Consider the following 12940-nt stretch of genomic DNA (forward strand, 5'->3'; position numbering starts at 1 on the left):
CCGTCAGCGAATGCGGCTCTCGGTCGCCGGATCGAAGAACACCGCCTTGGTCAGGTTGAAGGCGAGCGGTGTGTTGGTGCCCGGGTGGATGTTGGCGTCGGCGCGCAGCCGCGCCACCACGCCCTTGCCACCAAGATTGGTGACGGCGAAGGTGTCGGAGCCCGCCGGTTCGACGACCTCGATATGGCAGTCAGCGGTGGCAATGTTCGAGGCGTTGCGCTCGGCACCTTCCGGATCGGTCAGCGCTTCCGGGCGGACGCCGAAGATGATCGGCTTGCCCTGGAATGCCGACAGGCCCGCCGGCGCGTTGGCCATCGGCAGCGAGATCGGCTCGCGCGCCTCGCGCTGCAGCACGACGGAAAGCGCGTTGCCGTTGGTGCCGATCGTCGCCGGGATCAAATTCATCGCCGGCGAACCCATGAAATCGGCGACGAAGAGATTGGTCGGGTTGTTGTAGATCTCGGCCGGCGTGCCGAACTGCTGGACCTCGCCGTCGCGCATGACCGCGATCTTGGTCGCCAGTGTCATCGCCTCGATCTGGTCGTGGGTGACGTAGACGATGGTGGTGCCGGTGGTGGCATGCAGGCGCTTGATCTCGATGCGCATGTCGACGCGCAGCTTGGCGTCGAGGTTGGAAAGCGGCTCGTCGAACAGGAACAGTTTGGGGTCGCGCACCAGCGCCCGGCCCATGGCGACGCGTTGGCGCTGGCCGCCGGAAAGCTGGCTCGGCTTGCGCTTCAGGAGATGGCCGATCTGCAGCACTTTGGCCACCTTGTCGATCGCCTTCTGGCGATCCGCCGCCGGCACGCCGCGCATCTCCATGCCGAAGGAGATGTTCCCGGCCACCGTCATGTTCGGGTAGAGCGCGTAGCTCTGGAACACCATGGCGATGTCGCGCTTGGACGGATGCAGATCGTTGATCGTGCGGCCGTCGACACGGATTTCGCCCGAGGTAATCGTCTCCAGCCCGGCGATGGTGTTGAGCAGCGTGGACTTGCCGCAGCCGGAGGGGCCGACCAGCACCAGGAAGCCGCCTTTTTCCAGATCCAGGTCGATCCCCTTGAGGATCTCGACCTGGCCGAAACGCTTCCTCAAACCATCAATTTCCAGAAAGGCCATCGGATTATCCTTTGACGGCGCCTGCCATCAGACCGCGCACGAAGTAGCGGCCGGCAAGCACGTAGACGAGAAGGGTGGGCAATGCCGCGATCATCGCGGCCGCCATGTTGACATTGTATTCGACGACGCCGGTCGAGGTGTTGACGACATTGTTGAGGGCCACCGTCATCGGCATTGCGTCGCCGGTTCCGGCGTAAGCCGAGGCGAACAGGAAGTCGTTCCAGATGTTGGTGAACTGGTAGATGACGGTGACGACGATGATCGGCATCGAATTCGGCAGCATGATGCGCCGGAATATCTGGAAGAAGGAGGCGCCATCGACCTGCGCGGCCTTGACCAGTTCGGTTGGGAACGCCTCGTAATAGTTGCGGAAGAACAGCGTGGTGAAGCCGATGCCGTAGACGACGTGGACGAAGACGAGGTTGACCGTCGAATTGCCGAGGCCGAAGCTTGTGCCCGTCGCGTTCTGCAGGGTGGTACCGAAGCGACCGAGACTGCCCAGGATTGTCGCCATCGGCAACAGCACCGACTGGAACGGGATGAAGCAGGCAAACAGCATCAGCCCGAAGACCAGCGTGTGGCCGCGAAAGCGCCATTTGGTCAGCACGTAGCCGTTGAGCGCGCCGAGCATGGTCGAGATCAGCACTGCCGGAACCACCATCTTGATGGAGTTCCAGAAGTAACCCTTGATGCCGGCGCAGGTGAGGCCGACACAGGTCTCACCCCAGGCCTTCAGCCATGGGTCGAAGGTCGGCGCCTTGGGCAGTGCCAGCATATTGCCGTTCTGGATCTCGTCCATGGTCTTGAACGAGGTGACCAGCATGACGAACAGCGGCATCAGGTAGAACACCGCGAACAGCGCCAGCAGCCCATAGATGACGATGCGGTTCATGACCCTGACGTTGATGCCGCCGGTGGCCTGGCGGGCAGGGGTGGCGATAGCGCTCATCGCGGCTTCTCCCTGAGCTCGGAATAGAGATAGGGCACGATGATGGCGACGATGGCCATCAGCATGATCACGGCGCTGGCCGATCCGACGGCCATCTCGTTGCGCTTGAATGTGTATTCGTACATGAAGTTCGAAGGCAGCCAGGCCGAACCGCCGGGTCCGCCGCTGGTCAGCGCGACCACCAGATCGTACGACTTGATGGCGAGGTGGGCGAGCACGATGAAGGCCGACAGGAAGATCGGCCGTAACAGCGGAATGACGATGCGGCGATAAAGCTGGAAGGTGGTGGCGCCATCGATCTGCGCGGCTTTCATGATCTCGCCGTCGATGCCGCGCAGGCCGGCCAGGAACATCGCCATGATGAAGCCGGAGGCCTGCCAGACGCCGGCGATGACCACCGTGTAGATGACGAAATCCTTGTTCTTGATCCAGTCGAAATGGAAGCTCGTCCAGCCCCACTGGTGCAGCGTCTGCTCAAGGCCGAGACCGGGATCGAGGAACCATTTCCAGGCGACGCCGGTGACGATGAAGGAGAGCGCCATCGGGTACAGATAGATCGGGCGCAGCACACCTTCGCCGCGGATCTTCTGGTCGAGCAGGATGGCCAGGAACAAGCCGAGCGCCAGGCAGATGGAAATGTAGAGAAAGCCGAAGATGCCCATATTGACGATCGACGTGTACCAGCTCGATGGCGGGTCACTGTCGAAGGTCCAGCCCCACAGCCGCTGATAGGCGCGCGGTCCGGTGATGACATAAGACGGGAAGGTCTTGGAATTGGTGAAGGACAGATAGATCGTCCACAGGATGAAGCCGTAGACGAAGACGATGGTGATGGCGAAGCTTGGCGCCAGCACAATCTTAGGCAGGGCGTCCTGCAGACGCGAGCGAACGGAGGTGCGCGGGCGCGTGTACTCCGGCGTCAGTTTGATCTGGCTTGTTGCTACCGTGCTCATAAGCTCCTCCCGTCGACCCCAGGCCAATCAGGCTCGCGGATCGGAACCTTCCCCGCCGGAGCGGGGAAGGCGTTTTTGGTCCGTGCTTCTTACTTGGCGTCGTCGATCGCCTTGACCAGCTCGGTCACGGCCTCGTCGGAGGTCTTGATCTGGCCATGGACGAACTTCGTCACGACGTCCTTGTAGGCGTTGGCGACCGCCGGAGGCGCGCCATAGCCCTGGGCCAGCGAGCCGAACAGTGTGCCGCCTTCATTGGCGTGCTTCAGGTCGGCGATGCCCTTCTTGCCGCAAGCGTCGAAGTCGGTATCCGGCACGTCGGTACGAGCGGGGACCGAGCCCTTGACGACGTTGAAGGCCGACTGGAAGCTCTTCGACAGGGTGGCGGTGGCCAGGGCGATCTGGGCGGCCTTGCGGTCGTCCGGAACGTTGAACATGGCGAACATGTCGGAGTTGTAGATCACTGAGCCGTCGGTGCCCGGGAAGCGATAGCACAGGAAGTCGGTGCCCGCGACCTTCTTGGCGGCGTGGAACTCACCCTTGGCCCAGTCGCCCATGACCTGCACCAGGGCATCGCCCTTGATGACCATGGCGGTGGCCAGGTTCCAGTCACGGCCCGAGAAGTTCGGATCGACATAGGTGACGAGCTTGGCGAGGTTGTCGAACGACTTCTTCATCGTATCCGACTTGAGCGAGGCGTCGTCGAGGTCGTTGAAGGCCTTCTTGTAGAATTCAGGTCCGCCGGTCGACAGCACCACCGAGTCGAACATGGTGGCTTCCTGCCAGTTCTGACCGCCGAGCGCCAGCGGGATGACACCAGCCGCCTTGGCCTTGTCGAGCAGTGCGATGAAGTCGTCGAAGGTCTTCGGCTCGGTGCCGCCGATCTTGTCCATCACGGCCTTGTTGATCCACAGCCAGTTGACCGAGTGGACGTTCACGGGAACCGCGACCCACTTGCCCTGGTAGACCGAGAACTTCTGCAGGGCCGCCGGAACCGACTTGTCCCAGCCTTCCTTCTTCGCCGTCTCGGTCAGGTCGCCCATCACGCCTTCAGCGGCATAGTCGAGCACGGTATAGCCGAGCATCTGCGAGGCTGTCGGGTAGTTGCCCGCCGCGACCATCGCCTTCAACGCGGTCATGGCGGTGTCGCCGCCGCCGCCGGCCACCGGCACGTCCTTCCAGGCATAGCCTTCCTTGGCCAGATCCTGCTTGAGCACGTTGAGGGCAGCCGCTTCGCCGCCTGACGTCCACCAATGCAGCATCTGCACTTCCTTGACGTCCGCGGCGTGGGCCGCGAAAGCAAAGCTCGACGCCAGAGCCGTTCCGATAAGCAGTTTGCGCAACATGAACTTCCTCCCTTGTTGCAGTTACACGACCGGTGGCTGCCCACCGGGTTCTTCCCAACTCAGCCGACCCACCATCCGGTGCGCTGGCCGCGATGAAACTGGATTGTCTTTTCCTCGGTATAATCCTCGACGGCGCGTTTGCCGAGTTCGCGTCCAAGACCGGACTGCTTGTAGCCTCCGAAAGGCAGCTCGGGATAACCTTCCATGAACGTATTCACCCAAACGGTTCCCGAACGCACACTTCGCGCCACCGACATGCATGTGTCGATGCTGGCGCTCCACACGCCCGCCGACAAACCATAGGGCGTGTTGTTGGCGATGTGCAACGCCTTTTCAATCGATTCAAAGGTGAGCACGGAAAGCACCGGCCCGAACACTTCTTCCCGGGCGATGGCCATGTCCTCGGTGACGCCGCGAATGATGGTGGGGTCGAGATATTGGCCGGCATTCGAGGTCAGCTGCTTGCCGCCGCTGTAGACACTGCTGCCATCGCTCGCGGCTGCCGCGACGTAATCAGTCACCTTGGCCAGATGGTCGGACGAGATCATCGCGCCGACCTTGGTGCGGTCGTCGAGCGGATCGCCGACGGTGACCTTGGCGGTAAGCGCCTTTACAGCGGCGAGGAAGTCATCGGCGATCGCCTCGTGCACGATCAGCCGGCTGCCGGCGTTGCAGCATTCGCCGGCGTTGAAGAAGCCGCCGAACACGGCGGCGTCGGCGGCCGCCTCGAGGTCGGCATCGGGAAAGACGATCTGGCCATTCTTGCCGCCGAGCTCCATCGACACTTTCTTCAGCGACCGCGCGGCCGACGCCATGGTCATCTTGCCGACGCGGGTCGAGCCGGTGAATGACACCATCTCGACCAGCGGATGGCTGACCATTGGCGCACCGACGTCGTTGCCGAGACCCGCGATGATGTTGACGACGCCGGCGGGCAGGCCGGCCTGCATCAGGATGTCGCCGAGAACGAAGGTCGAGGCCGATGTCATCTCGCTCGGCTTGACCACCGCCGTGCAGCCGGCGGCAAGTGCGAAGGGCAGTTTCTGGCTGACGATAAGGAAGGGGAAATTCCACGGCGTGATGATCGAGACCACGCCGATCGGCTCGCGCACGACCACGCCCAACATGGCGTCGCCAAGATTGGCGTAGGATTCGCCGTGCAGCGTGCGGGCAAGCGATGCGGCATAGCGCCAGATGTCGACGGCGCCGCCGATCTCACCGCGCGCCTGGGCGATCGGCTTGCCGGATTCCAACGCGTCGAGGCGGGCGATGTCTTCCAGCCGCACCTCGATCAGGTCGGCCGCCTTGAGCAGGATCGCGGCGCGTTCGGCGGCCTTCATGCGCGGCCACGGGCCGGTTTCGAATGCCCTGTGCGCAGCCTGTACTGCCGCTTCCACTTCGGCTGTGCCGGCCTGCGCATAATGCGAGACGGTGAAGCCATGGCCGGGGCTCTTGCGTTCCAGCGTGCGGCCGTCACGGGCATCGACATGCTTGCCGTCGATCAGCAGCCGGTAGGTTTTCGGCGCTGTGGATGCCTCGGCGGGCATGGCGATCTTGAGGGGCAGATTCATCAGCTTCACTTTTCTCTATGATCTTGAAAATGCCGGCTTCTGTTTGGTCTTGAAAGCGCCGACACCGGCCTTGAGATCGCCGGTCAGGGCGATGAAGCCGCTGGCTAGCGCCTCTGTTGCAGCGGCACTTTCCTCGCCTTCGGCGACCGCGATCATCAGCTTGGCGGCTTCCGTCGCCAGCGGTCCGCGCTCGGCGATCTTTCCTGCCCAGGCCTTGGCTTCGTCGAATGACTTACCGGTTTCGACCACTCGGTCGACGACGCCCAGGATCAGCGCTTCGGACGCGAGGAGAATCTCACCGCCGAGAGCCATGCGACGCACCGTCTGCGCCGAAGCGGCGTACCGCGCGCTGCGTGCCGGACCAGCCGGGCACGACGCCGATCGAGGTTTCCGGAAAACCCAATTTCACATGCGCCTCGGCGAGGCGGAAATCGCAGGCAACCGCCAGTTCCAGCCCGCCACCCAGTGCGTGGCCGGACAGGACCGCGATGGTCGGTTGCCGCAGCCGCGCCAGCCGGTCGAAGACGCGGTGGCCGTAACGCACCCACTGCACCTGGAAATCGGCGGCGCTCATTTGCGCCCACGCCTCGACATCGCCGCCGGCACAAAAACCCTTGCCTTCGCTGGAGAGCAGCACGACACGCACGCCTTCAGCCATCTCAGCCTCGTCCAGCGCTGTTTCCAGCGCGCGCAGCATCGGGATGTCCAGCGCGTTGAATTTCTCCGGACGGCGCAGCGTGACGACGCCGATGGCGCCGTCCTTTTCGAAGGTGACGGGACGCTCAGCCATGCGCGCCTCCAAGCGAGGCGCCGCCATTCAGCGACAGGCCGATCGGCTCATCGCGATAGAGCGCTTCCGGTGTCGTCTTGAGGTCCTTAGCGACGCCGAGCGGAATCTCCGACTGCGCCAGCACATCGCGCCGCAGATCAATGCCGGGCGCGATCTCCGTGACGACCAGTCCCTCCGGCGTCAACTTCATCACGCAGCGCTCGGTGACGTAGGTGATGTCCTGCCCTTGCGCGACCGCGCGCTTGCCGGAGAAGGAGATGTGCTCGACCTCGGCGACCATCTTCTTGATTTTGCCTTCCGCATTTATGCGGATGCCGCCATCGGCCAGCGACAGCTTGGCGCCGGCATTGAAGAAGCCGGAGAAGACGATTTTCTTCGCCCGCGCGGTGATATCGACGAAGCCGCCGGCGCCCGCGGTGACATGCGGCCGTGCCGAAAGCTTCGACACGTTGACCGAGCCGTGACGGTCGATCTGCAGGAAGGACAAGAGCGAGGCGTCGAAGCCGCCGGCCTGGAAATAGATGAACTGGTGCGGCGAGGGCATGAAGGCGTCGGCATTCGACGAGCAACCGAACTTGAAGTCGAGCAGCGGCACGCCGCCGACCGCGCCCTGTTCGATCACCCAGGTGACCTTGCCATGCTGGCCTTCCTCCAGGAGGATGCGCGGCACGTTGGCTGATATGCCGAAGCCGATGTTGACGGCCATGCCGTCGCGAAGCTCCATGGCGACGCGGCGCGCGATGACCTTCTGGACGTTCATCTCGGCGTTGCGGAAGCTTGATAGTGGCCGGAAGATCTCGCCGGAGATGGCCGGATCATAAGGCGTCAGCGTCGTCTGCAACTGGTCGGGCGCAACGACGATATGGTCGACCAGCACGCAGGGCACGCGCACGTCATGCGGCTTCAGCGTGCCGTTCTCGACAACGCGCTTGACCTGCGCGATGACGACGCCGCCATTGTTGCGGGCGGCTAGCGCCTGTTCGAGGCCGCCGAGATAGGCACCCTCATGCTCATAGGTGAGGTTGCCGCGCTCATCCGCCGTGGTGGCGCGGATGATCGAGACGTGCGGGACGATCGAGCGGAAATAGAGCCATTCCTCGCCGTCGAATTGCTGCACCGAAACGATGGGGTCACTGGCTGCCGCGTTCATCGCGCAGCCCTGGTGGCGCGGGTCGGCGAAGGTGTCGAGGCCGACCTTGGTCAGCACGCCCGGTCGCTTGGCGGCGGCCTCGCGGTGCATGTCGAACAGGATGCCCGACGGCACATTGTAGGCGGCGACCGAATTGTCACCGATCATCTTCCAGATCTGTGGCGGTTCGGACGAGGACGGGCCGGAGGGATAGGAGCCGCACAGCGTGCGCTTCAAAAGGCCGGGCTTGGCCAGATGATCGATGCCCTTGATGCCGTACATGTCGCCGGCGGCGATCGGGTGCAGCGTGGTGATGTTCTTCGGATGGCCTTCCGTGTCGAAGCGCTCGCCAATGGCGGCAAGCACCGCGTCCGGGCAGCCGAGGCCGCTCGACGAGGACACGGAAACGACCATGCCGTCCTTGATCAGGCCTGCTGCGTCAGCGGCGGAGACGACCTTGCTCAAGCTGCGCTCCCCAGTCTTGTATTACTCTCGAGTCTTGGATTGATCTCGACGGTCTTGCCGGTCCTCGCCGATTGCAATGCCGCTTCGGCTGCGGTGAGGGACCAGACGCCATCTTCGCCGGTGGCGGAGGGCTGACCCTCGCCACGGATCGCTGCATGGAACTGGCGCAGAGACCGTGCATAGAGACCTTCGCGGTCGAAGCTCAATTCCTCTTCGCCTTTTGCAGTACGCAGGGTCACGGAACCGACCGGCTTCTGCGTCATCACATTCCTGGCGATCAGCGAACCTTCCGAGCCATGCACCTCGAAGCCGGTATCAGCGAATCTGGTGGTGAAGCCCTCATGCGACTGGGCGATGACGCCCGACTTGAAGCGCCAGATGCACATGGCGCCGTCTTCCAGGCCGCCAGCGGCCATGCCGGCGGTTTGCGTGAACGCCGAAATCTCGGTGGGATCGTCGCCGAGCACGAAGCGCAGCGTGTCGGCATCATGCACGGTGATGTCCAGCACCACGCCGCCGCCGGCTTCATGCCTGGTGATGCGCCAGCCCTGCAGGTTTTCCGGCAGATAGACCGAGTGGAACACGCGCGCGGCGATCGGCCTGCCGATCCGGCCGGCGGCAATCGCCTCGCGCATCGCCCGGTGCGCACCGGCATTGCGCAGATGGTGGTTGGTGCCGAGCACGACACCGGCTGCCTTGGCGGCGGCGACCATCCTGCGCGCATCGGCGCTGGTCAGCGCCAGCGGCTTCTCGCACAGCACGTGCTTTCCCGCCTTGATCGCGGCGAGTGCTTGTTCGAGATGCAATTCGTTGGTGGTCGAAATGTAGACGGCGTCGATATCCACGCCGAGAAGGCCGTCAAGCGTCGAGACGGCGAGCGGGATGCCGTTTTCCGTTGCATAGGTCGCGGCGCGCTCCGGGCTGGAGCTCATCACTGCTGAAATCTCGCCATCGGCTTGCGCACGGATGGCGTCGATCATGAACTGTTTTGCGATCGTGCTCGCGCCGATCAGACCCCATCTGACGCTCATGCCGCATTCCCCATTCCTACAGGCCGATTGGGACCGCAGCTTTCCCTGACCACGAGGTTGACCGCGCCGATATGGTCCTCGGCGCGCGTGGTGCGTGATTGAATCATCTTCAGCATGACGTGGGCGGCGCGTTCGCCGAGGCCCGCGGTATCCACCGAGACGCTGGTCAGCGCCGGCATGTAGTGCTCGGCCTCGACCACGTCGTCGAACCCAACGACGGCGAAATCCGCTCCGGGCTCCAGCCCGCGCTTGCGCAGCGCCAGCATGACGCCGAAGGCGACCGCGTCGTTGAAACAGAGTGCCGCGGTCGGCGGCTCGGCCACCGACAGCGCCGTTTCCAGGCAGGCAATACCGCCCCGGCGGCTGGTCTCACCCTCGACCACCAGTATGTCGCCCGCCGCGATGCCGAGCGTCTCGCAGGCTTCGCGAAAGCCGCCCAGCCTTTCGTGATAGACGACCAGATCGGATGAGCCGCCGAAGAAAGCCAGCCGGCGATGCCCCTTGCCGATCAGATGGGCGGCGGCAAGGTAGGCGCCGCGATGATTGTCCGGCGCGATCACCGGGATACGGCTTTCAGGCAGCCGGCGCATGGCGAAGACGACCGGAACGCCTGCCATCTCCAGCTTCCGGAAGGCGCCGGGCGTCGTGCCGCGCGCCGGCGACACGATGAGGCCGGCGACGCCCTGTTCCATCAGCGATTTCAGCACTTCTTCCTGGCGCACCGGATTTTCGGCCGTGTTGGCGATGAAGGGCACGATGCCGGCCGACTGGAAGACACGCTCCATGCCGACAGCCAGTTCGGCGAAAAAGGGGTTGGTGAGATCGTTGATGACCATGCCGATGACATTGGAGTGAGCCTTGCGCAGATTGGCGGCGCCGCGGTTGTAGACGTAACCGACATCCTCGATCGCCTTGCGCACCTTGCTCGCGGTTTCAGGCCGGATCAGCCCGCTGCCCTGGAGCACGAGCGACACCGTCGACTTCGACACGCCCGCCTCGCGGGCGATGTCTAGTATCGTCGCCTTGGCCCGGCTGGCCATCTGGATGCATCCTCTCGGTTTTCTCGCTAATTAATTGGAACGTTCTAATCACCCCCCGGCATTCGAGTCAATCAGGATTTTTTCTCAACTCGAATAATTGATCGATATCGGCTGAACATGGTATCCATCAAGGGCTTGCGTATTGCACCGCAGCATTTCGAGGGTGTCAGGCCCGAAATCATAAAGGTTCTTGATTTATTGGAACGTTCCATTTATAGGCTCCGGGAAGGGAGAGATCGATGGACATTACCTTGCCAGAAGAAGGTGGGCGCGGCGCCCGCTATCAGCTCGTCGGCCAGCCGGTGCAGCCTGACATCGGCGGGCTGTTTTCGCGCGTCGCCTATGCCGCGGCTCATGTCGTCGCCGATCCCCTGGCGATGACCGATCCGTGGTCTCGACCGGTTGTCGACTGGGAGAAGACGATGGAATTTCGCCATCATCTGTGGCGGCTCGGCTTCCGCATCGCCGAGGCGATGGACACTTCGCAGCGCGGCATGGGTTTCGACTGGACAAGCGCCAAGGAATTGATCCGCCGCTCGATCGCCGAGGCGCGGACCGTCGAGGGTGCTAATCTTGCCTCAGGCGCCGGCACGGACCATCTGGCAGCGAGCGCGGGGAGGACGATCGACGACGTGGTCGCCGCCTATGAGGAACAATTCGCTTTCATCGAAGGGCAGGGCGGCAAGGCGATCATGATGGCCAGCCGCGCGCTGGCGGCAGCGGCCAAGGGTCCCGATGATTATGCCCGTGTCTATGACCGTATCCTGTCCCAGGCCTCCGGCAAGGTCATCCTGCACTGGCTGGGCGACATGTTCGATCCGGCATTGAAGGGATACTGGGGCTCGCATGATTTCGACGCCACGCTCGACACCGTCGTTGGTATCATCGAGCGCCATGCCGGCAAGGTCGAAGGCATAAAAATCTCGCTGCTGGATGCCGGCAAGGAGGTTGCGCTCAGGAACAGGCTGCCTGAAGGCGTCGTCATGTTCACCGGTGATGACTTCAACTATCCCGAACTGATCGCTGGCGACGGACACAGACATTCGCACGCCCTGCTTGGCATTTTTGACGCGATCGCGCCGGTCGCCAATGCAGCGCTGGTGAAACTGGCCGAGGGCGACCGCGCCGGCTACGACGCGCTGATGGCGCCGACGGTGCCGCTATCGCGAAAATCTTCGAGGCGCCGACCGAGTACTACAAGGCCGGCATCGTCTTCATGGCATGGCTCAATGGCCATCAGGATCATTTTACCATGGTCGGCGGAATGCAGTCGGCGCGCGGCATCCGCCATTATGCCGATATCTTCCGGCTCGCGGACAAGGCTGGGCTGCTTGCCGATCCGGATCTGGCCGTCGCCAGGATGAAAAATCTCTGCGCGATCGCGGGCGTCTGACCGCGAGTACGGCGACGCTGCAACGCGTTGCCTTGCCGGGTCAAATCTGTATTGGGTACGCACCCAATGTGGAGTGAAGCTTGGCAATGAACGATAAAGTGGCGCTCATAACCGGTGTGACCGGCCAGGACGGGGCCTATCTGGCGCAACTGTTGCTGCAGAAGGGCTACATCGTCCACGGCGTCAAGCGCCGCTCTTCTTCGTTCAACACCGAGCGTGTCGACGACATCTACGTCGATCCGCATGAGCGCGACACCCGCTTCTTCCTGCACTATGGCGACCTGACGGATGCCACCAATCTGATCCGCCTGGTGCAGGAGACGCGCCCCAGCGAAATCTACAATCTGGGCGCCCAGAGCCACGTTCAGGTGAGCTTCGAAACACCAGAATATACGGGCAATTCCGATGCTCTGGGGACGCTCAGGCTGCTGGAGGCCATCCGGATTCTTCGCCTGGAAAAATCAGTGCGTTTCTACCAGGCGTCGACATCGGAACTTTACGGCAAGGCGCAGCAGGTGCCGCAGAGCGAGACCACGCCCTTCCATCCGCGCTCGCCCTATGCGGCGGCCAAGCTCTACGCCTATTGGATCACGGTGAATTATCGCGAGGCCTACGGCATGTTTGCCGCCAACGGCATCCTGTTCAACCATGAGAGCCCGACACGGGGCGAAACCTTCGTCACCCGCAAGATCACAAGGGCCGTCGCCGCGATCGATCGCGGGCTTCAGGAGACGCTCTATCTCGGCAACATCGATGCCAGGCGCGACTGGGGCCATGCGCGCGACTATGTCGAGGGCATGTGGCGCATCCTCCAGCATGAAGAGCCCGACGATTTCGTGCTGGCGACCGGCGAGACGCATTCCGTGCGCGAATTTGTCGAACTGGCCTTTGCCCAGACCGGGCGGACCGTTCGCTGGCAAGGACAAGGCGTGGATGAGATCGGCGTCGATGCCGATTCGGGCACCGCGCTCGTGCGTATCGACCCGCGCTACTTCCGGCCGACCGAGGTCGACCTTCTTCTGGGCGATGCGTCCAAGGCCAAGGCCAGGCTGGGCTGGACGCATACGGTCGGCTTCACGGACTTGGTCGCGGAAATGGTGCAGGCCGATCTGGCGCGCGCCACCGGCGGCAAATGGCGTGGCGGCCGTACTGTATAG

General features: G+C 63.2%; 9 protein-coding genes and 2 pseudogenes. 2 read left to right on the forward strand and 9 right to left on the reverse strand.

Going from position 1 to position 12940, the window contains the following annotated elements; all coding sequences use genetic code 11:
- Positions 1 to 3: 3 nt before the first annotated feature.
- The 9 genes and pseudogenes from LGH82_RS25505 to LGH82_RS25545 form a co-directional block, all read right to left on the reverse strand.
- Positions 4 to 1119: an ABC transporter ATP-binding protein gene (locus LGH82_RS25505; protein WP_227345379.1), complete on the reverse strand. Its 1116-nt coding sequence runs from the start codon at positions 1117 to 1119 to the stop codon at positions 4 to 6.
- Positions 1120 to 1123: 4 nt separating this feature from the next.
- Complete coding sequence (locus LGH82_RS25510; protein ID WP_227345380.1) at positions 1124 to 2068, reverse strand: carbohydrate ABC transporter permease; 945 nt, start codon at positions 2066 to 2068, stop codon at positions 1124 to 1126.
- Complete coding sequence (locus LGH82_RS25515; protein ID WP_227345381.1) at positions 2065 to 3021, reverse strand: carbohydrate ABC transporter permease; 957 nt, start codon at positions 3019 to 3021, stop codon at positions 2065 to 2067. The genes LGH82_RS25510 and LGH82_RS25515 overlap by 4 nt, the downstream gene beginning before the upstream one ends.
- A gap of 89 nt (positions 3022 to 3110) precedes the next feature.
- Complete coding sequence (locus LGH82_RS25520; protein ID WP_227345382.1) at positions 3111 to 4364, reverse strand: ABC transporter substrate-binding protein; 1254 nt, start codon at positions 4362 to 4364, stop codon at positions 3111 to 3113.
- A 59-nt stretch (positions 4365 to 4423) separates the two neighbouring features.
- Positions 4424 to 5935 (reverse strand): aldehyde dehydrogenase family protein, encoded by a 1512-nt coding sequence (locus tag LGH82_RS25525; RefSeq protein ID WP_227345383.1) that lies wholly within the window; start codon positions 5933 to 5935, stop codon positions 4424 to 4426.
- Between the two features lie 15 nt (positions 5936 to 5950).
- A pseudogene (locus LGH82_RS25530) lies at positions 5951 to 6725 on the reverse strand (enoyl-CoA hydratase/isomerase family protein).
- Positions 6718 to 8319 carry an acyl CoA:acetate/3-ketoacid CoA transferase gene (locus LGH82_RS25535; RefSeq protein ID WP_227345384.1) on the reverse strand — a complete coding sequence of 534 codons (1602 nt, stop codon included), beginning with the start codon at positions 8317 to 8319 and terminating at the stop codon, positions 6718 to 6720. The pseudogene LGH82_RS25530 and the gene LGH82_RS25535 overlap by 8 nt, the downstream one beginning before the upstream one ends.
- Positions 8316 to 9350, reverse strand: a complete 1035-nt coding sequence (locus LGH82_RS25540; protein ID WP_227345385.1) for a Gfo/Idh/MocA family protein — start codon at positions 9348 to 9350, stop codon at positions 8316 to 8318. The genes LGH82_RS25535 and LGH82_RS25540 overlap by 4 nt, the downstream gene beginning before the upstream one ends.
- Positions 9347 to 10390, reverse strand: a complete 1044-nt coding sequence (locus LGH82_RS25545; protein WP_227345386.1) for a LacI family DNA-binding transcriptional regulator — start codon at positions 10388 to 10390, stop codon at positions 9347 to 9349. Before LGH82_RS25545 ends, LGH82_RS25540 begins: the two co-directional genes overlap by 4 nt.
- A gap of 239 nt (positions 10391 to 10629) precedes the next feature.
- Between LGH82_RS25545 and LGH82_RS25550 the strand changes: the two are divergent.
- Positions 10630 to 11783: pseudogene (locus tag LGH82_RS25550) on the forward strand (dihydrodipicolinate synthase family protein).
- Between the two features lie 86 nt (positions 11784 to 11869).
- Positions 11870 to 12940, forward strand: a complete 1071-nt coding sequence (gene gmd / locus LGH82_RS25555) for a GDP-mannose 4,6-dehydratase (RefSeq protein ID WP_227345387.1) — start codon at positions 11870 to 11872, stop codon at positions 12938 to 12940.

This window comes from Mesorhizobium sp. PAMC28654, assembly GCF_020616515.1.
Classification (GTDB): domain Bacteria; phylum Pseudomonadota; class Alphaproteobacteria; order Rhizobiales; family Rhizobiaceae; genus Mesorhizobium.